The 21183-nt window shown below is 65.4% G+C and carries 16 protein-coding genes; 14 read left to right on the top strand and 2 right to left on the bottom strand.

Annotated features, from left to right (window positions below):
- Positions 1-3: 3 nt before the first annotated feature.
- The 10 genes from ACIBI6_RS35285 (at position 4) to ACIBI6_RS35240 (ending at position 10914) form a co-directional block, all read left to right on the top strand.
- Positions 4-696, top strand: a complete 693-nt coding sequence (locus tag ACIBI6_RS35285; RefSeq protein WP_396959261.1) for a cell division protein FtsQ/DivIB — start codon at positions 4-6, stop codon at positions 694-696.
- 323 nt (positions 697-1019) lie between these two features.
- Positions 1020-2261: a cell division protein FtsZ gene (gene ftsZ, locus ACIBI6_RS35280; protein ID WP_364353231.1), complete on the top strand. Its 1242-nt coding sequence runs from the start codon at positions 1020-1022 to the stop codon at positions 2259-2261.
- Positions 2262-2576: 315 nt separating this feature from the next.
- Positions 2577-3272 carry a peptidoglycan editing factor PgeF gene (gene pgeF, locus ACIBI6_RS35275; RefSeq protein ID WP_396959259.1) on the top strand — a complete coding sequence of 232 codons (696 nt, stop codon included), beginning with the start codon at positions 2577-2579 and terminating at the stop codon, positions 3270-3272.
- Complete coding sequence (locus tag ACIBI6_RS35270; protein ID WP_364353224.1) at positions 3269-4018, top strand: YggS family pyridoxal phosphate-dependent enzyme; 750 nt, start codon at positions 3269-3271, stop codon at positions 4016-4018. Before pgeF ends, ACIBI6_RS35270 begins: the two co-directional genes overlap by 4 nt.
- Positions 4019-4123: 105 nt before the next feature.
- On the top strand, positions 4124-4900 hold the full coding sequence (locus ACIBI6_RS35265; protein ID WP_364353221.1) for a cell division protein SepF: 777 nt from the start codon (positions 4124-4126) through the stop codon (positions 4898-4900).
- A 124-nt stretch (positions 4901-5024) separates the two neighbouring features.
- Positions 5025-5315 carry a YggT family protein gene (locus ACIBI6_RS35260; RefSeq protein ID WP_040688811.1) on the top strand — a complete coding sequence of 97 codons (291 nt, stop codon included), beginning with the start codon at positions 5025-5027 and terminating at the stop codon, positions 5313-5315.
- Between the two features lie 80 nt (positions 5316-5395).
- Positions 5396-6259 (top strand): DivIVA domain-containing protein, encoded by an 864-nt coding sequence (locus tag ACIBI6_RS35255; protein WP_364353218.1) that lies wholly within the window; start codon positions 5396-5398, stop codon positions 6257-6259.
- A gap of 87 nt (positions 6260-6346) precedes the next feature.
- Entirely contained in the window at positions 6347-6547 is a 201-nt protein-coding gene (locus tag ACIBI6_RS35250; RefSeq protein WP_062988683.1) for a hypothetical protein, read from the top strand.
- Between the two features lie 294 nt (positions 6548-6841).
- Positions 6842-10009 carry an isoleucine--tRNA ligase gene (gene ileS / locus ACIBI6_RS35245; protein WP_396959255.1) on the top strand — a complete coding sequence of 1056 codons (3168 nt, stop codon included), beginning with the start codon at positions 6842-6844 and terminating at the stop codon, positions 10007-10009.
- Positions 10010-10347: 338 nt separating this feature from the next.
- Entirely contained in the window at positions 10348-10914 is a 567-nt protein-coding gene (locus ACIBI6_RS35240; RefSeq protein ID WP_396959253.1) for an NlpC/P60 family protein, read from the top strand.
- 130 nt (positions 10915-11044) lie between these two features.
- Here the strand turns inward: ACIBI6_RS35240 and ACIBI6_RS35235 are convergent, their stop codons facing one another.
- Positions 11045-11920, bottom strand: a complete 876-nt coding sequence (locus tag ACIBI6_RS35235; RefSeq protein WP_364353207.1) for a UTP--glucose-1-phosphate uridylyltransferase — start codon at positions 11918-11920, stop codon at positions 11045-11047.
- A 304-nt stretch (positions 11921-12224) separates the two neighbouring features.
- Here ACIBI6_RS35235 and ACIBI6_RS35230 point away from each other — a divergent pair, with 304 nt between their 5' ends.
- The 3 genes from ACIBI6_RS35230 to ACIBI6_RS35220 all read left to right on the top strand — a co-directional run bounded on the left by ACIBI6_RS35230 (position 12225) and on the right by ACIBI6_RS35220 (position 17758).
- On the top strand, positions 12225-13739 hold the full coding sequence (locus tag ACIBI6_RS35230) for a DNA polymerase IV (RefSeq protein WP_396959325.1): 1515 nt from the start codon (positions 12225-12227) through the stop codon (positions 13737-13739).
- 96 nt (positions 13740-13835) lie between these two features.
- Positions 13836-14339: a hypothetical protein gene (locus tag ACIBI6_RS35225; RefSeq protein WP_364353204.1), complete on the top strand. Its 504-nt coding sequence runs from the start codon at positions 13836-13838 to the stop codon at positions 14337-14339.
- A gap of 167 nt (positions 14340-14506) precedes the next feature.
- Positions 14507-17758, top strand: a complete 3252-nt coding sequence (locus tag ACIBI6_RS35220) for an arabinosyltransferase domain-containing protein (RefSeq protein WP_396959323.1) — start codon at positions 14507-14509, stop codon at positions 17756-17758.
- Here ACIBI6_RS35220 and rarD read toward each other — a convergent pair.
- On the bottom strand, positions 17752-18720 hold the full coding sequence (rarD, locus tag ACIBI6_RS35215; RefSeq protein WP_396959250.1) for an EamA family transporter RarD: 969 nt from the start codon (positions 18718-18720) through the stop codon (positions 17752-17754). The two genes, ACIBI6_RS35220 and rarD, sit on opposite strands and share 7 nt — an antisense overlap.
- On the opposite strand from rarD, the gene ACIBI6_RS35210 reads away from it, so the two are divergent.
- Complete coding sequence (locus ACIBI6_RS35210; RefSeq protein WP_364353195.1) at positions 18719-21142, top strand: HAD-IC family P-type ATPase; 2424 nt, start codon at positions 18719-18721, stop codon at positions 21140-21142. The genes rarD and ACIBI6_RS35210 overlap by 2 nt on opposite strands.
- The last annotated feature ends 41 nt before the right edge of the window (positions 21143-21183 follow it).

The following is a 21183-nucleotide window of genomic DNA, read 5'->3' as shown; positions in this document are numbered from 1 at the left end:
GCGATGCGAACCGCGGGTGACTGGTTCGACCGGGCACACCGGGGTCGCCTACGCCTGTGGGGTCTACTCGGCGTGTGCGTCCTTACCGTTGTCGCGGTACTGGCCTGGTTCACCCCGATGCTTTCGGCGAGCACGGTCGAAATCGACGGTTTGATCGTGGTTCCCGAGGAACAGGTGCGCGACAAACTCGAGATCCCGTCCGGCCGCTCGATGTTGCGCATCGACACCGATGCGATGGCCCGGCGGGTGGCGAGCATTCCGAAGGTCCGCAGCGCACGGGTGCAGCGCGTATTTCCCTCCACCGTCAAGGTGACGGTGGACGAGCGCACGCCGGTCTTGTTCTGGGATAGCCCGCAAGGCGCGCATCTGCTGGATGCGGAGAGTGTGGAGTTCGCGATCGAGGACGCACCCATCGGCGTTGCGAAGCTCATTACCGAACATCCCGGCAGCGATGATCCGGTCACCCGGGCCGCGGCATCGGTGCTGTCGGTACTGCCTGCGGCGCTGGTCGGGCAAGTGGACGAGGTTGTCGCGCGGTCGATTTCGAATATTTCCCTGAACCTGCGCGACGGTCGCGCGGTATTGTGGGGAGGAACTAATGACGCGGAACGCAAGGCGGCCGTGGTGATGCCGCTGTTGACCCGCGATGGAACGGTGTTCGATGTTTCGAGTCCGAATCTGGTCACGGTAAAGTGATCGATACCCATTGTGCCCAGGGGTTTTTCGATGGAACTGTGACCGCAGTGGGAACAGCCCAGCGAGACCGGGGGTTCGGGGGCAACCGTTCACGATACGACGTGTTGCGCGGTGAGACGAGAGGGATCACACAAGATTCTGTCAGTCGTTTCGGCGCGCCTGCGCGCCTATCGCGGCGGCTGCGAATAGCGTTCCGCAGCAGTCGGATACTTGACATAACGCTAACCCTATGGTTGAGCTTTAGGGTTGGCTCGGACCTGCCACAGACCGAATGTCGAGAATTCGAAAACGACAGACTTTAGATCGAAGGAAGGCGAGAGCCCATGACGCCCCCGCACAACTACCTTGCTGTGATCAAGGTCGTCGGTATCGGCGGCGGCGGTGTGAATGCCGTCAACCGGATGATCGAACAGGGACTCAAGGGAGTCGAGTTCATCGCGGTCAACACCGATGCGCAGGCGCTGCTGATGAGCGATGCCGACGTCAAACTCGACGTCGGCCGTGAGCTCACCCGCGGTCTCGGCGCCGGTGCCGATCCGGAGGTCGGGCGTAAGGCCGCCGAAGATCACAAGGACGAGATCGAAGAGGTGCTCAAGGGCGCCGACATGGTCTTCGTCACCGCGGGTGAGGGCGGCGGCACCGGTACCGGTGGCGCGCCGGTCGTCGCGAGCATCGCGCGCAAACTCGGCGCGCTGACCATCGGTGTGGTCACCAGGCCGTTCTCCTTCGAGGGCAAGCGCCGTGGCAACCAGGCCGAGGTGGGCATCAACCTGCTGCGCGAATCCTGCGACACGCTCATCGTCATCCCGAACGATCGGCTGCTGCAGCTCGGCGATGCGGCGGTCAGCCTGATGGACGCCTTCCGTTCCGCCGATGAGGTACTGCTCAACGGTGTGCAGGGCATTACCGATCTGATCACCACCCCGGGTCTGATCAACGTCGACTTCGCCGACGTGAAGAGCGTGATGTCCGGCGCGGGCAGCGCCTTGATGGGCATCGGTTCGGCACGCGGCGAGGGCCGTTCGGTCAAGGCCGCCGAATCGGCGATCAATTCGCCACTGCTCGAGGCATCGATGGACGGTGCGCACGGCGTACTGCTCTCGATCGCGGGCGGTTCGGATCTGGGTCTGTTCGAAATCAACGAGGCGGCCTCGCTGGTGCAGGAAGCCGCGCATATCGAGGCGAATATCATCTTCGGCACCGTCATCGACGATTCCCTCGGCGATGAGGTTCGCGTCACGGTAATCGCGGCCGGTTTCGATGGCGGCGGCCCGGCCCGGCGCACCTTCGAGGCGGGGCGCGGCGCGATCGGTTCGGCTCGGGCCGGTGAGATCGGCCAGAGTAGCCGGGCCAGTGAGATCGCCGCCGCCGCGCGCACCGAAACCGCTTCCGCCGCAGGTCAAACCGGCTCCACCCGGGGCGCGGTGCCGAGCTACCGGGATTCCGAACGGGCCCGCACGCTGGCCGAGCCGACGGTCACGCACAACACGCGCTCGCATATCGACCCGCCGGATTCCGATGACGACGACGATGATGTAGACGTGCCGTCGTTCATGCGTCGCTAGGCCGCCGTTCGCACGATTCGGTCGCCTGGGCTGGCAGACTGGCGGTATGCCAAAGCAACGACAGATCTCGTTCGTACATGGGTAACTCATCGGGTACACCCAAAGCTCAGCCACTCCGCCAACCGCCGGACCGGTCGAGTACTGCCGAGGCACATAACGACCGGCAAAAGACTCGGGGAGGCGGGGGAGCACATGGGTAACTCGGCGGGTACGTCCAGCACCCAGCTGGGCACACGACCGTCGGCCCGCGACGGCGCCGTCGACGTGCACGACGACCGGCAAAAGTTCCGGGGAGGCGGGGGAGTCGTTCGACGAGTGACGACCACAAGGGCGGGCGGTTTCTCGGCGCCGCCATACGATTCGTTCAATCTCGGGGATCATGTGGGGGACGACCCGGCGACCGTGCAGCGGAACCGGGACCGGCTGGCCCAGGGTATCGGCCTGACACCGGATCGGCTCGTGTGGATGGAACAGATCCACGGGCGCAATGTCGAAATCATTGATGGGCCACGGGATGCACCCGTAGCGGCCACCGACGCATTGGTGACGACCGTGCCGGGTCTGGCACTGGTGGTGCTCACCGCGGACTGCGTGCCGATCCTGCTATCCGATGACGAAGCCGGTGTGATCGCGGCCGTGCACGCCGGGCGAATCGGCGCGCGCATCGGCATCGTGCCGCGGGTACTGGACGCAATGGTTTCGGCCGGTGCCCGCATCGAACGGATCGGCGCCTTCCTCGGCCCGGCCGCATCGGGCCGTCAATACGAGGTGCCCGCCGCGATGCGCGCCGATGTCGAGGCGCATCTGCCCGGCAGTGCGACAACCACCGTGCGCGGCACCCCCGCCCTGGACTTGCGGGCCGGAATCAGCAGACAGCTCACCGAAGCCGGAATCGGCGGGGTGGCCATCGATCCGCGCTGCACGATCGAGGACAAGACGCTGTTCAGTCATCGCCGCGGCGCGCCGACCGGGCGCATCGCCGGTGTCATCTGGATGCAGGCGGACACATGAGTACCGAATCCATTGCGGCCGAGGCAATGGACGGCCGGACCGCCGAACTCGCGGCGAATCTCGCCGATCTGAACAAGCGAATCGGCGCGGCTTGTCATGCGGCCGGGCGTGCTGCGGACTCGGTGCGGCTGCTGCCCGTGACGAAGTTCTTCCCGGCCACCGATATCGCCATCCTGCATCGCTTGGGCTGCAGGGAATTCGGTGAGTCCAGGGAGCAGGAGGCCACCGCGAAGGTCGCCGAACTGACCGACCTCGCGGAGGTGCGCTGGCACATGATCGGTCGGCTGCAGCGCAACAAGGCGCGGATCGTCGCGCGCTGGGCACATGCGGTGCACTCGGTCGACAGCGAACGCCTGGCAACGGCCCTTGACACCGCGGCGCGGGCCGCCTTGGACGCGGGCGAGCGCGGCGAACCGGTTCGCGTATTGGTACAGGTGAGCCTGGACGAGGATCCGGGTCGTGGTGGGGTCGCCCCGGAAGATCTTGCGGCACTGGCCGATCGGGTGGCGACCGCGCCGGGACTGCAGCTCGCGGGCCTGATGGCGATTCCCCCGCTCGACGCCGTTCCGGACGATGCTTTTGCACGCCTTGCGCATTTGCATGCCCTGGTACGCGCGGATCATCCCGAAGCGGCCGAACTGTCCGCTGGCATGTCCAGCGATCTGGAATCGGCAATCGAACACGGTTCTACCTGTGTGCGTGTCGGTACCGCCTTGATGGGCGCTCGACCGATAACCTCGGCGTAGCAAAGAAACCTCATCAGTCACATTCGACACATATGCTGGGACTGGAGAGGACTGAGCAAGACTTCAACACCCGGCCGCCACCGGGGCCGAAGGAAGGTCTATGAAATGAGCACGCTGCACAAGTTCAAGGCGTACTTCGGCATGGTTCCGCTCGAGGATTACGAAGACGACTATGTCGCCGAGCCGGCCCCCCGGGGTGTGGACGAGCGCGGCTCACGTCGTCCCCGGCCCCGTGACTATTCCGAGCGCGCCGGTTACGGCGCGGACCGCTATGCCGAAGACCGCTACGACGATGAGCCGGATTACGCTGAGCCGGCGTACAAGTCGCCGTACAAGGCGGGATATCCGGTGTCTCGGCGCGACGACTACGTCGAAGAGCCCTACGTGGACGACCGCTATGACGCGCGGCCCCGTCCCACCAGGATCGATGCCGCGCCGGGCGCGTCGCGATTCCGTGCGGGCGGCAGCGCGCCGATGTTGCGGGGAGCCACCAGGGGTGCGCTCGCCGTCGATCCCGAGGCCGAGGAGCGGCGACTGGAGGAGCGCGTGCGCCCCGAGCCCGCGCCCGCACGTCGGCCGGGGATCTTCGAGGACGGAGGTCCCTTGTCCAAGATCACGACGCTGCGCCCGCGCGACTACAGCGAGGCCCGCATCATCGGTGAGCGCTTCCGCGAGGGTAACCCGGTGATCATGGACCTGGTCGATCTGAGCAATGCCGACGCAAAGCGGCTGGTCGACTTCGCCGCCGGTCTCGCTTTCGCGCTGCGCGGCTCATTCGACAAGGTCGCGACCAAAGTGTTCCTGCTCTCACCGGCCGATGTCGATGTCTCGGCCGAAGAACGTCGCAGGATCGCCGAAACCGGCTTCTACAACCAGAAATAGCACTGTGATCCGGGGGTTCTGTTAGACCCGTTGCGTATGGGGCTGACCTTTTCGAGCGACCTACAAGCAGTCGCTAGCGGTGTGGTCACTTTGCGCGACGCGGATTTTGGGGCAGAGTGAGATCGTGGCCTTGTTTGCGGTGCTCTACTTCGTACTGTTCATCTTCTGGCTGTTGTTGATCAGCCGAGTGATCGTGGAGTTCATCCGCAGCTTTGCCCGCGACTGGCGCCCGAGCGGCTTCGTCGTCGTCATCCTCGAGGTGATCTTCACGATCACCGATCCTCCGGTGAAACTCCTGAGGCGGTTGATACCACCGGTGTCATTGGGAGGAATTCGGCTCGATCTGTCGATTATGGTCCTGCTTTTCGTCGTCTTCATCTCGATGACGTTTGTGGGCGGCCACGCCGACGGGTAGCCCTGGTGTGACAGAATGAACCGAGAAGATAGCTTGCTAGATCTGCTAGATCTCCAAAAGACGCGTGAAGGGATCCTTCCATGCCGCTGACCCCAGCCGATGTGCACAACGTCGCGTTCAGCAAACCACCGATCGGGAAGCGCGGCTACAACGAGGATGAGGTAGACGCCTTCCTGGATCTCGTGGAGCAGGAGCTCTCGCGTCTGATCGAGGAGAACGCTGACCTGCGCCAGCGGGTTGCTGAACTCGATGCGGAACTGGCCGACGCCAAGAAAAATCGTGGTCCGGCCAATGCCGCCGCAGTGAAAGCACCGGTCCAGCAAGCCCCGCCGCCCCCGCCCGAACCCATCAAGCCACCGGTGCAACAGGCCCCGCCGCCGCCTCCGATGCCGGTCGCGGCCCCGGTAGCCAAGGATGCGCCGAGCGCGGATGCGAATCTGCAGGCGGCCAAGGTGCTCAGCCTCGCCCAGGAGATGGCGGACCGGCTGACCAGCGATGCGAAGCTCGAAGCGGAGAACCTGCTGTCGAATGCCCGGGCCAACTCCGAACGCCTGGTCGGCGACGCGCGAACCCGCTCGGAGGCGATGATCGCCGATGCACGGCAGAAGTCGGATGCGATGCTCTCGGATGCCCAGACCCGTTCGGACAACCAGCTACGGCAGGCCAAGGAAAAGGCCGACGCGCTGCAGGCCGATGCCGAGCGCAAGCACACCGAGATCATGGCCACCATCACCCAGCAGCGCAGCGTGCTGGAGAGCCGAATCGAGCAGCTCAAGACCTTCGAGCGGGAGTACCGCGTGCGACTGAAGTCGTACTTGGAGTCCCAGCTCGAGGAGTTGGAGAACCGTGGCTCGGCGGTGCCGGTGGATGGCGGCGAGGCCTTCGTCGACTCCAATACCGCGAACAATCTCGCTCCCGCCTCGTTCGCCAAGGGCGCCAAGTAATCTCGTGGTAGAGAGATATCTCCGCTGTAGTTGCTGTTCGAGTAACTAGAGGTACGCCGAGCCGCCTGGCATGCCTAGGGGGTAAATATGCTCGTTTTGACGCTGGTCCTTGCCGCGATCGGGTTCGCCCTGCTCGTGGCCGCGCTGACCACTGGGTCGGTGCTATGGGCCTGGGGGTGCATCCTCATCTGCATCGTGGGTGCTGTGCTGTTGCTGGTGAGCGCGCTTTCCATGCGCAGCTCCGAGGGTGATTCCGCGCCGCCGCCTGGTCGGCATGCGAAACGGTAATTGTGGGCCCAACAAACTGGTTTGACCGTACTGGTTAGAATCAAACATGTAATCGGCGTAGATCCGGCCATCACCGGGGAGCCTTCGGAAGAACGGTGCGCACACCGCACTCAGTAGAACCGAACGGGCGAGCCCGTCACAGCTCGAAACGAGAGGTCCTGGTTGGTCGCGCGGATCGGCGCGCCGCCCGGACAAGCGGGGTGGTACCGCGGTTTCGACGCAACCGGCGTCGTCATCGTCCCCGTGCTGACACATACGCGCCACGGCGCGGCGGCACGAGGAGACGTATCCGCGATGGCGGACGAACCTTCCAGCAGCGCATACCCGCGCGTCGATCTGGCAGGCCCTTTCGAGCGACCTGCAAGCAGTCGCTACGGAACCGGCAGCGGGTCATCTTTCCCCGACCTGGAGCGTCGGGTCCTGGATGCCTGGGCCGCCGACAACACCTTCCGCGCCAGTATCGAGAACCGTTCGGGTGCAGCGGAGTTCGTCTTCTACGACGGGCCGCCGTTTGCCAATGGTTTGCCACATTATGGACATCTGCTCACCGGGTATGTCAAGGATCTCGTGCCGCGTTTCCAGACGATGCGCGGCAAGCGGGTCGATCGACGTTTCGGCTGGGACTGTCACGGATTGCCCGCGGAAATCGAAGCGGAAAAGCAGCTCGGTATCACGGACAAATCACAGATCGATGCTATGGGTCTCGCGGAATTCAACGCGGCCTGTAAATCTTCGGTTCTGCGCTACACCGGAGAATGGCGCGATTATGTGACGCGTCAGGCCCGTTGGGTGGACTTCGACAACGACTACAAGACGTTGGATCTCGACTTCATGGAGTCGGTGATGTGGGCGTTCAAGTCGCTGCACGAGAAGGGCCTGATCTACCAGGGCTTCCGGGTGCTGCCATACAGCTGGTACGAGCAGACCCCGCTGTCGAATCAGGAAACCCGGCTCGACGACGCCTACAAGATGCGCCAGGATCCGGCCGTCACCGTGGATATGGTGCTGCGCGTGCCGGGCGAGCATCCGCTGCACGAACTCGACGGGGCCAACGCACTCATCTGGACCACCACGCCGTGGACCCTGCCATCCAACCTCGCGATCGCCGTGCATCCCGATTTCCGCTACGTGCATGTGCGCGTCGGCGACGGGAAGCGCTATCTGCTGGCCGCCGAACGGGTCTCGCATTACGCCCGTGAATTGGGCGACCAGCCCGAGGTGCTCGGCGAGTTCGACGGCGCGGCTCTCGCGGATCTATCCTACGATCCGCCGTTCGACTTCTTCGTCGGTCATCCCAATGCGCATCGCGTGCTGACCGCCGACTATGTGACCGCCGAGTCCGGCACCGGAATCGTGCACCTCGCACCGGCTTTCGGTGAGGAGGATATGGATGTCGCCGCCGCCAACGGCATCGAACTCGTGCAGCCGCTGGATCCGGGCGGCAAGTTCACCTCGATGGTGCCGCCGTACGAGGGCCTGATGGTCTTCGATGCCAATCCGGTGATCATCAAGGATCTCAAGGCGGCCGGAAAGCTGCTGCGGCACGAGACGATCGAGCACTCCTACCCGCACAGTTGGCGCTCTGGTCAGCCGCTGATCTACATGGCGGTGCCGTCCTGGTTCGTCGCGGTGACCAAGTTCCGCGACCGGATGGTCGAGCTGAACAAGCAGATCACCTGGGTGCCCGAGCACATCCGCGACGGACAGTTCGGCAAGTGGCTCGAGGGTGCACGAGACTGGAATATCAGCCGTAACCGGTACTGGGGCAGCCCGATCCCGGTGTGGGTCTCCGATGATCCGGACTATCCGCGCACCGATGTCTACGGCTCGCTGGAGGAGTTGGAGCGCGACTTCGGTGTGCGCCCGACCGATCTGCACCGGCCGATGATCGACGAGCTGACCCGACCGAATCCCGATGATCCGACCGGCAGGTCGACCATGCGCCGGGTGCCGGAGGTGCTGGACTGCTGGTTCGAGTCGGGCTCGATGCCTTATGCCCAGGTGCATTACCCGTTCGAGAACAAGGAGTGGTTCGACAGCCACTTCCCGGGCGATTTCATCGTCGAGTACAATGGGCAGACCCGCGGCTGGTTCTACACCCTGCACGTGCTCTCGACCGCGCTGTTCGACAGCCCGGCCTTCAAAACCGTTGCCGCGCACGGCATCGTGCTCGGTGACGACGGACTGAAGATGAGCAAGTCCAAGGGCAACTATCCGGATGTGAACGAGGTGTTCAACCGGGACGGCTCCGATGCGATGCGCTGGTTCCTGATGAGTTCGCCGATCCTGCGCGGCGGCAATCTCATCGTCACCGAGCGCGGCATCCGCGAGGGAGTCAGCCATGCGCTGCGCCCGCTGTGGAACGCGTGGACCTTCCTGCAGCTCTACGCCTCGAAAACCGGTGTGTGGCGCACCGATTCGCAGCATGTGCTGGACCGCTACATCCTGGCCAAGTTGGCCGCGACCCAGGACGTGATGACCGAGGCGCTCGAGGTCTACGACATCGCGGGCGCTTGCGAGGAATTGCGCTCCTTCGCCGACGCCCTCACCAATTGGTATGTGCGCCGGTCGCGTTCGCGCTTCTGGGAGGAGGACCGTGATGCTGTCGACACGCTGCATACGGTGCTCGAGGTCGTCACCCGGCTTGCCGCGCCGCTGCTGCCGCTGATCTCGGAGGTGATCTGGCGCGGGCTGACCGGCGAGCAGTCGGTACATCTGGCCGATTGGCCCAAGGAGGCTGAGCTGCCGCAGGATCCGGATCTGGTCGCCACCATGGACGAGGTCCGGGTGGTCTGTTCGACGGTGCTGAGCCTGCGCAAGGCACAGAACCTGCGGGTGCGCCTGCCGCTGGCCGAGGTCACTATCGCCGCGCCCGATGCCGAGCGGCTGCGGCCGTTCGCCGACATCATCGCCGATGAGGTGAACGTCAAGAAGGTCGACCTGACCACCGATGTCGCCGTGCACGGCCGTTTCGAGCTGGTTGTGAACGCACGGGCCGCCGGCCCGCGCCTCGGCAAGGATGTGCAGACGGTGATCAAGGCGGTGAAGGCGGGTGAATGGTCCGAGAACGCCGCAGGTGTGGTCACCGCGGCGGGCATCGAACTGCTGCCGGAGGAGTACACCCAGCGCCTGGTCGCGGCCGAGCCGGAGTCCACCGCGGCCCTGCCCGGCAATGCCGGTCTGGTCGTGCTCGATTCGGTGGTGACCGAGGAACTCGAGGCCGAGGGCTGGGCCCGCGATGTGATCCGCGATCTGCAGGAGACGCGAAAGTCCCTGGGGCTGGCGGTATCCGATCGCATCACCGTGGTGCTCGCGGTGCCCGCCGATAAGCAGGTCTGGGCACAGACCCACCGCGACCTCATCGCGGGCGAAATCCTGGCCACCGAGCTGAATTTCGGTGATCCGGGCGCGGATGCCGCCGAAATCGTCGGTGGTGTGCGCGTATCGATCGCGAAGGTCTGATACGGCCGTTCCTTGGAACGAGGTGGTCGGGGCGGGATCTCGAGAGCCCGCCCCGACCCGCGTCCATGATCTTCTCTGGTGTGATGTAGATCACATGCTGAGAATTAGCTGATTCGTTGTCGTGATCGCACAATGCCCGGCACAATCTGCATGTTGCTGCTGGTGTGCAGATCGACTTCTGTGACCGCAGTGAATGTTCGTACTTGAACTGCTCTACCTGAAATACCTTGCGCCACACGTGAATACGTAGGTGGCGCAGGTCTGTGGCGTGCGGATCCCCTTCCCTGACGGCGAGGCCGGTACCGCGCGTTGACCGGGTCGACGGAAGGGACGAGCACATGATCACCGCGCACAAAAGGGCATTGCGGCGGATAGCTGTTGGGTTTCTGGTATCGACTGTCATGGCGCTCGTCCTCGCTGGACCGGTGCGTGGTGATACCGGAAGCGGCTCCGGTTCGGGTAGTTCCGGCTCCGGTAGTTCCGGTAGTTCCGGCTCCGGTAGTTCCGGCTCCGGTAGTTCCGGTAGTTCCAGCGGTTCCGCTGCCCTGCCGCTGCCGAGTGTCGCCGGACTCGGCGCACTGACCGCGGCCTACACTCAGATCGGCAAACCCTACGAATGGGGCGCCACCGGCCCGTTCGCCTGGGATTGCTCGGGTCTGGTCCAGTGGGCATTCCGTCAGGTCGGGGTGAAACTACCGCGCACTACCTGGGAGCAGGCCAAGGTCGGTGCCACGGTTCCGTTCCCGGCCCTGTCGCTGGGTGATGTCGTAATCCTGAATGACGACGCCTCGCATGTCGGCATCTACGCGGGCTCCGGGCAGGTCCTGGACGCGCACGACTGGGGCGTTCCGGTTGGTCTGCATCCGCTGCGCGATTTCGACATCTACACCATTCGTCGCTTCTGATTCGGATCGGCTACGTTCCCACGACCATCGCGCTCGCCCGTAGAGCAACGATGCGGAACGTGAGGGCGTGTTCCAGTGCTGGCCCGACGACAAGGTCGTGATCGTCGCCCTGCGCGAGGCGAGCCCGATATCAGTCGACGAGCTGGCGCAGTAGTGGTCCGTACTGGGGATGCGCCAGAGCCGAGGCGAATTGGGCCACCAGATAGTCGGCGGGATTGCCGGTGTCGTACCAGCGGCCCTGGATGACCTGGCCGAAGACCGGGTTGTCGGCGGCGTGCACATTGATCGCATCGGTGAGGTACACCTCGCCGGTGCGATGTTCGTACCACTGCTCGGTCTGTCTGCGCAGTTCGCAGATGATGCCGGGGGTGACGACATAGCCACCGATCGCGGCATAGTTCGACGGTGCGTCCTCGGGCTTGGGCTTTTCCCGCAGCCCGGTGATGCGCAGCAGGCCGTTGCCCTGGTCGTCCGCGACGACCGGGACGCCGTAGCGCTTGGATTCGGACGGATCCATCGGCATCAGCGCGAGCACCGGCGCGCCGGTCGCCTCGTAGGCGTCGATCAGCTGCTGGGCGCGCGGTACCCCGGCGACGAAGACGTCGTCGGGCCACAGCACCAGCATCGGCTCGTCGCCGAGATTGCGGGCGGCATTGAGCACCGGGGTGCCGTTGCCGTAGGGCCCGTGCTGATCGAGGTAGGTGATGTGCCCGAGCCGGGACAGCTCGCCGACCTCCTCCACCGCATCGGCGAACGCGTCCTTGCCGTCGGCTCGGAGCTGGGCCACCAGGGCTGGATTGGGGCGGAAATGGTCCTGGATCAAGGACTTTCCGCCGCTGACCACAATGGTGATATCGGTGATTCCGGATGCGACCAGCTCCCGGACGGTGTGCTCGATGACCGGCTTATCGCCGACCGGCAGCATCTCCTTGGGGATGGCCTTGGTCAGCGGGAGCAGCCGGGAGCCGATTCCGGCGGCCGGTATCACGGCCTTGCGGATCTTCATGGTCCGATCATCACATACCCGAGCGGGTCCGAACCGGTGATCCCCACGCTTGGGTTGGGCATGTCGAGTCGGCAACATATCGGTATCGGTCCTGGTCACGGATGGTTGGGCAGGGCAGAGCGCCGCACCCGCCCGGTCGTCGCGGCGCACCGATCGGTAGCAATCTCGCAGAAACTACTCGGCTGACGTCCACCTGGAACCCAGGTTGCTTGCCGAATTCACAGGTTTACGCCGGGTTGCGCGGTGGGCCGACCTGTCGGTGCGGCGGCGTAGATTCCGGTGCGTGAGCACCGACAACACCGCTATGGCCGCCGGGCGAGGCGCGTCCGTGCGTACGGCGCGGCGGTGGGTGCTGCATATCGATATGGATGCCTTCTTCGCTTCGGTCGAACAATTGACCCGACCCACACTGCGCGGGCGCCCGGTGCTGGTCGGCGGAACCGGCGGTCGCGGTGTGGTCGCGGGGGCCAGCTATGAGGCGCGGGTATTCGGTGCGCGCTCGGCCATGCCGATGCATCAGGCGCGGCGCTTGGTCGGGGTGACCGCGGTGGTGGTGCCGCCGCGCGGTGCTGTCTACAGCGTGGTCAGTGCGCGGGTGTTCGACGCACTGCGCAGCCGCATCCCGGTGCTGGAGACACTGTCGTTCGACGAGGCGTTCGGTGAGCCGGCCGAGTTGGTGGGCGCGACCGTCGAGCAGGTGCGCGAATTCGGTGAGCAGCTGCGCGCGCTGGTGCGGGAGCGGACCGGGTTGGTCGCCTCGGTCGGTGCGGGTACCGGTAAGCAGCTGGCCAAGATCGCCTCCGGTATGGCCAAACCCGATGGGGTACGGGTGGTTTCGCCGGATGAGCAGCAGCAACTGCTGGCCGGGCTGCCGGTGCGCAAGCTGTGGGGGATCGGTCCGGTGGCCGAGGGCCGCTTGCGTTCGCTCGGTATCGAGACAGTCGGCGCCTTCGCGGCGCTGCCGGAATCGGAGGCGGTGTCCATCCTCGGCGGCAGCGTCGGCGCGGCACTGCACCGGCTGGCCCGCGGCATCGACGACCGGCAGGTCGCCGAACGGGCCGAGGCCAAACAGATCAGCGCTGAGAACACCTATGAGACCGATATCGTCACGATGGCCCAGCTACGTCCGGCGATCGAGACCATGGCAGCGGCCGCGCACCGTCGGCTGGAAAAGGACGGCCGGGCCGCACGCACTGTGGTGCTGAAGCTGAAGAAGTCCGATATGAGCATCGTGACCAGGTCGTTCACCCTGCCGTACGCGACGACCGAGCTGGCCACGTTGATGACGGCGGCGCAGCGCTCGGCCATTGATCCGGCCGAACTCGGGCCGATTCGGCTGGTCGGGGTGGGTTACGGCGGGCTGTCGACCGTTCGGCAGGAGTCGTTGTTCCCAGAGCTCGATCAGGCCCCGGTCGAGGATGCGGGCAGCTGGGAGGGCGACGCGCCGCACTCCGATAGTTGGGATACTCAGCGGGGGCCATCGGCAGCCGAGGACGGTGCGACAGAGCTCGGCGCGGGTGCGTCGGTCGGGCCGCTCGGCGTCGAGCTGGCAGAGACCGCGACCTTCCCGGTCCCCGGGACTACGCAGTCGAGCGTCGGTGCAGCTCAGGGCGATTCGCCGATGCGCAGCGCGACGCTGTGGTATCGCGGACTCGATGTCACGCACCCCGAATTCGGGCACGGGTGGGTGCAGGGCGCCGGGCTCGGTGTGGTTACTGTTCGGTTCGAGACCAGCTCGACAGGGCCCGGTCCGGCGCGTACCTTTGCCGCCGACGACATCAGTCTGTCCCGGGCGGATCCGCTCGGCAGTCTCCGCTGACAGGTAGCCTGGGTCATTCGTGCAGCGTCGCCGATTCGGGTGACGGCTGCCGTTGGTGGAACGACATGTACCTACTCGAACGTAAAGGACGAGCAGTTGAAGCTTCGTAAGACTGGACGCATCGCCATCGCCGGCCTGGCCGTCGTCGCCGCACTCGGCATGACCGCCTGCAGCGATGACAAAGACAGCAAGCCGGCCGCGAAGACAAGTACCAGCGCCAAGGCCTCGGCCAGCGCGAGCTCGAACACCAATCTGCCGCCGGTCCCCTCCGTCGCGGAACTGAACACGCAGCTGCAGCGTGCGCTGGATCCGTCGGTGCCCAATTCGGAGAAGCTCGACGGCGTGCAGGGCGCCGAGGCCGATCCGGAACTGCCGAACCGGCTGGCCGAGGCCGCCAAGGGCGCCAATGTCACTATCACGGTCACCGATGTGACCGGCTTCGGCGACAGCGTCAATGCCAAGGCCAAGGTACTGCTCAACGGCCAGGAGAACATTATCGATGTGCCGTTCGTCGCGGAGGACGGCAAGTGGAAGATCCAGAAGGCCTGGGCCTGCACCATGCTGACCAACCTCGGCCAGCAGTCGGCGGCCTGCGGCTGAGTTCCCTCCGTAGCGACTGCTTGCAGGTCGCTCGAAAGGGTCAGCTGTCGCGGCCGGCCCGGTGTCGGCCGCGACAGCTGTGTACATGCTGAGAATCAATGCCGCACGCCGGCAAGAACTTTCGTTTGAAATAGTTACCGTTAGGATCAGGCCCCGTGGCTGACACGATGGTGTGGGCGGGGCAGCCGTCCGTCGAGGAATCCGAACTCGGGACGGCACAATCGAAGACGCGCTGGGGTTGGGCCGGGCCGATCGCGCTGATCGCGGGTCTGCTGGGCGCACTGTTCGCGGTGGCGGTGCCGCTGCTGCCGGTCCGGGTGGACGCGGCGACGCTGACCTGGCCACAGGCAGGGTCGGCGCGCAGCATCGAGGCGCCGCTGATCTCCTATGCACCACTGACTTTCGACGCCACCCTGCCATGCACGGCGATCAACCAGCTCAGCGCCAAGGGCGGCACCCTTGTGGCGACCGGACCCGATCACGCGCCGGATCTCGAGCGCTACGGATTCGTCGCCCGAGTGCAGGCTGGAGCCGACACTCCGGCGCGGCTGGATGTGGTGCTGCGCAATCAGGCATTGCTCAGTGTGCCGGTGACCGAATTGGTTCCGGGCTGTGAACTCACCGTGCACGCCGATAGCACCAGCGCGACCGCCACCTTGGTCGGATTCGAAGCGCCCGGATTCCCGGTGGTGCTCAATGGCGACTACCGACCGCAGATGGTGGGCATCTTCAGCGATCTGGCCGCGGCCGATGGTGCGCGCGTCACCGCCGAACTCGATACCAGGTTCTCCTCGACGCCCACGCCGGTGAAACGCGCGGCGATCTGGCTCGCGGTGCTGTGCACGATTGTCGCGCTCGTCGCGCTGTATCGGCTCGATCGGCTGGACGGTCGGCGGGTGCGCCGCTTCCTGCCGCAGCGCTGGTGGACATTCACCCTGCTCGACGTGGTGGTGCTGGGCACCATGGTGGTCTGGCACTTCATCGGGTCGACCACCTCCGATGACGGCTATCAGTTCGGTATGGCCCGTGCGTCGGGTGTCGCGGGTTATATGGCCAACTACTTCGCCTACTTCGGGGTGCCCGAAAATCCGGTCGGCACACCGTATTACGACCTGATCCGGATCATGACGCAGGTCGGCATCGCCAGTCCGTGGGTGCGGCTGCCCGCGCTGTGCTGCGGTGTGTTGATGTGGCTGCTGCTCAGCCGCGAGGTGGCGCCGCGGCTCGGTGTCGCGGTGCGTCGCAACCGGGTCGCGATGTGCAGCGGTGCACTCGGTTTCCTGACCATCTGGCTCGCCTATGACAACGGACTGCGTCCGGAACCGCCGGTTGCGCTGGGACTACTGCTCACCTGGTGTCTGGTCGAGCGTGCCATTGCCACGCGGCGGTTGTTGCCCGCCGGATTCGCGATCCTGGTTGCGGCCTTTGCCTGCACGGCCGGGCCGTCGGGTGTGATCTGTATCGCGGCGCTACTGGCGGGATTGCGACCGGTCGCGCGAATCATCATGGACCGCACCGGGACTCGGGGATCGTTGCGTTCCCGAGTGGTCGGCTACGCCGTGCTGCTCGCACCGCTGCTGGCCGCCGGTATCGTGGTGCTGGCGATCATGTTCGCCGACCAGCCGTTGGCGGCGATGTTCGAGATGAAGCGGATCCACCACATCGTCGGCCCGGATGTCGAGTGGTTCAATGAATATCTGCGCTATCAGTACCTCTTCCAGGGCGAGACGGACGGCTCCGTCGGCCGCCGGATCGGTGTGCTCGTGATGCTCGCGGGGCTCATCGTGTGTGTCATCGTGCTGCTGCGCAAGGGCGGTCGGATTCCGGTGCTGGCCGCGGGGCCGACCCGGCGCATTCTCGGTGTCACCGTCGGCGCGCTGCTGCTGATCATGGTCACGCCGACCAAGTGGACCCATCACTTCGGTGTCTACGCGGGCGTCGCCGGTGCTGTCGCCATGGTGACCGCGATGGCCGTGGCCCCAAGGGTTTTGCGGGCGCCGCGCTACCGTGCGCTGTTCGCCGCGGTGGTGGCATTTCTGCTCGCATTGGTATTCTCCGGGCCCAATAAGTGGTGGTACGTCTCGTCTTACGGCATTCCGTGGTGGGACAAGCCGCCGGTGATCGCTGGTATCGAGCTCAACAAATTGTTCCTGCTCGCGGCCGCCGTACTGCTGGCCGTTGCCGCGTGGTGGCATGTGCGGGCGCCGGAGCCCGGTACCCCGCATCGGGTTTCGCGTCTCGCATGGCGAGTGTCGGTACTTCCGCCGCTGACCATCGCGCTGGCGCTGCTCGTGGTCTGGGATGTCGGCTCTTTCGCCAAGGCGGCCGTGGCCCAGGGCCCGGCGTTCTCGCTGGCGCGCTCGAATATCGAGGCACTGACCGGGAAGACGGCGGGTCTGGCCGGTCATGTGCTAGTGGAGACCGATCCGAATGCGGGCATGCTGCGGCCGCTGACCGGCGATGCGGTGAGCACGCTGTCGGGCTCCGGCACCGGATTCACCGGTTCGGGCGTGGCCGCCGATCTGCGTCCCGACGACGATTCGAGTCCGACCGGCAGCATCGCCGATGCTTTGAGCAGTAAGTCGGCTTCGGAGAACACAGCCGGAACCGCCTCCGCCGCACTGCCTTTCGGACTGAACCCGGCGACGACGCCGGTACTGGGCAGCTACGGCTCCGGAGATGCGGGGCCCGCCGATCTGACCACCGGCTGGTATCGACTTCCCGAATCCGGTGATCGTCATGGCATTATCGCGCTGACCGCGGCGGGCCGGATCCGCTCGGTCGACGCCGACGGCATCGTCACCCCGGGGCAGACCCTCGAAATCGAATACGGTGCAACCGATTCCGCGATGACCGCGCAGCCCATGGGCAAGGTCGCCCCAATCGATATCGGACCGGCGCCGTCGTGGCGCAACCTGCGTGTACCGTTCAGCGAAATCCCCAGCGGCGCGGACGTGATCCGCATCGTCGCCGTCGACCGAGACCGCAATCCCAAGCAGTGGCTGGCCGTCACCCCGCCGCGGGTACCACAGACCAGAACGCTGAACGATGTTGTCGGCTCACAGGTTCCGGTTCTCACCGACTGGATGGTCGGCCTGCAATTCCCCAACCAGCGGCCCTACGATCACCGCGACAATATCGCCGAGGTCCCGGCCTACCGCATCCTGCCGGACCGACCTGGCGCGGAAATCACCACTCTGTGGCAGAGCCACGACGGCGGCGGACCGCTCGGCTGGTCCAATATGCTGCTGCGTCCGCGCACCCTGGCCACCTACCTGGACCAGGACTGGCATCGAGACTGGGGCGAACTTCAACAACTGGTCCGCATCGATCCCAAGGCCGACCCCGCCGAACCCGAAATCACCCAGCAGGACCACTCCGGCCTGTGGACCCCGGGCCACATCAACACCGCCTACTGACCGGCGCCGCGGCGGTCGGCTGAACGGGCCGGTGCGGGCTGGGCGGTCCGCACCCGCCGCCGACCACGCACCAGCGCGTCGGCGGTGAAAATCGCCAGTGCCGCCCAGATGAGCGCGAACCCGGCCCACCGCGACGCGGGCATCGGCTCATGCGCGACGGCCACGCCCCAGGCCATCTGCAGCGCGGGCGTGAGGTATTGCAGCAGTCCCATGGTCGAGAGCGGAACCCGTTGCGCGGCAACGGCGAACAGCAACAGCGGCAGCAGGGTGACCGGACCGGTCGAGATCATCAGTCCGGAATGTGTGATGCCGCTGGCGAATTCGCTGCGCCCGGTCATCGCGAATACGATGACGAAGGCCAGCGCGAACGGTGCGGCGACCAGACCCTCGGCCGCGATTCCGTGCAGCGCGTCCAACGGAATCACCTTTTTCACCAGCCCATAGGTGGCGAATGAACAGGCCAGTGCCAGCGCGATGAGCGGCGGTCTGCCGTAGTCGACGGTGAGCACGGCGACCGCCACCGCACCCAGCCCCAGCGCCGCCCATTGCGCCCTGGCCAATCGCTCACGGAAGATCAGCACGCCGAATGCCACCGTCACCAGCGGATTGATGAAATACCCCAGCGCACACTCCACCACATGTCCGGAGGTGACGCCGTAGACGTACACGCCCCAGTTGATCGATAGCGCCGCGATGGCCACCGCTGCCATCCGCCAGGTCCGTGGGGCGATACCGCGCAGTCCACCGAGCTGCCCGGTTATCGCCAGCACGATGAGCACCAGCACCAACGTCCACAGAATCCGCTGCGCTACCACTTCGGCCGGATTGGCGAAGGCCAGCAACCCGAAGTACGCCGGAAACAGCCCCCAGATCAGAAATGCGCCTGTACCGAACACCACACCCGGGACCGCTCTGCTTCGCTGCACGCTACCGACGGTAGTTCTCGGTAGCCTGGCGGTCATGTCGATAACCGTGCCCCATACGGCCGTCACCGGGCTGACCGCGGCGGAGGTCGAGCAACGTCGCCGCGACGGGCTGACCAATGATGTGCCGGACCGGGCGAGCCGATCCGTACGCGACATCGTCCGTGCCAATGTTTTCACCCGGATCAATGCCATCCTCGGTGTGCTGTTCATCCTGGTGCTGGCGACCGGCTCGATTATCGACGGGATGTTCGGTCTGCTGATCATCGCCAATAGCGCGGTCGGCATCATTCAGGAGGTCCGCGCCAAGCGCACCCTGGACCAGTTGGCCATTGTCAGCCAGGCCAAGCCGACCGTGCGCCGGGACGGACAGTCGCTCGAGGTGGCGCCGAAGGAGGTCGTCCTCGACGATCTGATCGAGCTCGGACCCGGCGACCAGATCGTCGTCGACGGTACGGTCGAGGAGTCCGCACTGCTCGAGGTCGACGAATCCCTGCTCACCGGTGAGGCCGATCCGGTGGATAAGCAGATCGGCGCGTCGGTGATGTCGGGCAGTTACGTCGTCTCGGGTTCCGGCGCCTACCGCGCGACGAAGGTCGGCCGGGACGCCTACGCTGCCACACTGGCCGAAGAGGCGAGTAAGTTCACGCTGGTCAAGTCCGAATTGCGCAGCGGTATCGACACCATCCTCAAGGTCATCACCTATCTGTTGATCCCGGCGGGGCTGCTGAGCATCTACAACCAGTTGTTCTCCAGTAAGGAGTCCTGGCGGCCCGCCGTCACCGGCATGGTCGCGGCGCTGGTGCCGATGGTGCCCGAGGGCCTTGTCCTGATGACCTCGGTCGCCTTCGCGGTCGGCGTGGTGCGACTCGGCAGGCGCAAATGTCTGGTGCAGGAATTGCCCGCTATCGAGGGGCTGGCCCGCGTCGATGTGGTGTGCGCGGATAAGACCGGCACGCTCACCGAGAACGGAATGCGCCTGTCGGATATCAAGACGCTCGGCACATTCGACGACGCCGAGGTCCGACAGGCTCTGGCCGCCATGGCCGCCGACGATCCGCGCCCGAATGCGAGCGTGCAGGCCATCGGGGAGGAGCTCGCCGATAAGCCGAATTGGCACCACACCGCGGTCGCACCGTTCTCCTCGGCGAAGAAGTGGAGCGGGTTCTCCTACGGCGAGCACGGCGACTGGCTGCTCGGCGCGCCCGATGTGCTGCTCGACCCGAGGTCCGAAGATGCCCGTGTCGCAGAGGAACTCGGTTCGTCGGGCCTGCGCATTCTGCTGCTCGCTCGCAGTGACCGTCCGGTCGACGCCGCCGACGCACCGGGCGCTGTCGACCCCGCAGCCCTGGTCGTGCTCGAGCAGAAGGTGCGCCCCGATGCCCGCGAAACCCTCGATTACTTTGCCAGCCAGCAGGTTTCGATCAAGGTGATCTCCGGCGACAACGCCGTGTCGGTCGGCGCGGTGGCATCGTCACTGGATCTGCGTGGCGGCGATCACGCGGTCGACGCTCGCGAGTTGCCCGAGGACCGTGCCGCACTCGCCGATGTGCTCGAGCGCGAGACCACCTTCGGTCGGGTGCGCCCGGACCAGAAGCGAGCCATGGTGAGCGCCTTGCAATCTCGCGGCCACACCGTCGCCATGACCGGTGACGGTGTGAACGATGTACTGGCGCTGAAGGATTCCGATATCGGTGTGGCTATGGGGTCGGGCAGTCCGGCCACCCGCGCGGTAGCCCAGATCGTGTTGTTGGACAACAAATTCGCCACACTGCCGTATGTGGTCGGCGAGGGGCGCCGGGTGATCGGCAATATCGAGCGGGTCTCGAATCTGTTTCTCACCAAGACCGTGTACTCGGTGCTGCTCGCCTTCCTGGTCGGCATCGCCGGAGTCGGTTCGCAGATCTTCGACTACGATCCGATCGGATATCCGTTCCTGCCGAGGCATGTCACGATCGCGGCCTGGTTCACCATCGGTATTCCGGCCTTCATCCTCTCGCTGGCTCCGAACAACGAACGCGCCCGCTCCGGATTCGTCTCGCGCGTCATGCGTTTGGCGATTCCCTCCGGTGTGGTGATCGGCGTCGCCACCTTTGTCGCGTATCTGATCGCCTATGCGGGTCCGCATGCCACCTTCGAGCAGAAGGAGCAGGCGGGCACCACCGCGCTGATCACCCTGATCATGATCGCGGTGTGGGTGCTGGCCATCGTGGCCAGGCCGTATGTGTGGTGGAAGGTGGTGCTCATCGGCGCCTCGGTCCTCGCCTATGTGCTGTTGTTCACAATCCCGTTCACCAGGCATTTCTTCAAACTCGACCCCTCGAATATCGAGCTCACCACCGCGGCGTTCATCTGCGGCGCGGTCGGCATCGTGCTCGTCGAAGCCGCCTGGTGGATCGCCGCCGCAGTTCAGGGGGACAAGCACACGCTACTCCCGAGTTCACCGGGCGGGGGCGCCTGAACAACTGGACGGCTGACCCGCCGCGCCGCGAGATACCTTGT

It is taken from the genome of Nocardia sp. NPDC050412, from assembly GCF_044458825.1.
GTDB lineage: Bacteria > Actinomycetota > Actinomycetes > Mycobacteriales > Mycobacteriaceae > Nocardia.
Note: the sequence above shows the minus strand (reverse complement) of the source record. Positions and strands in the feature narration are given on the sequence as shown.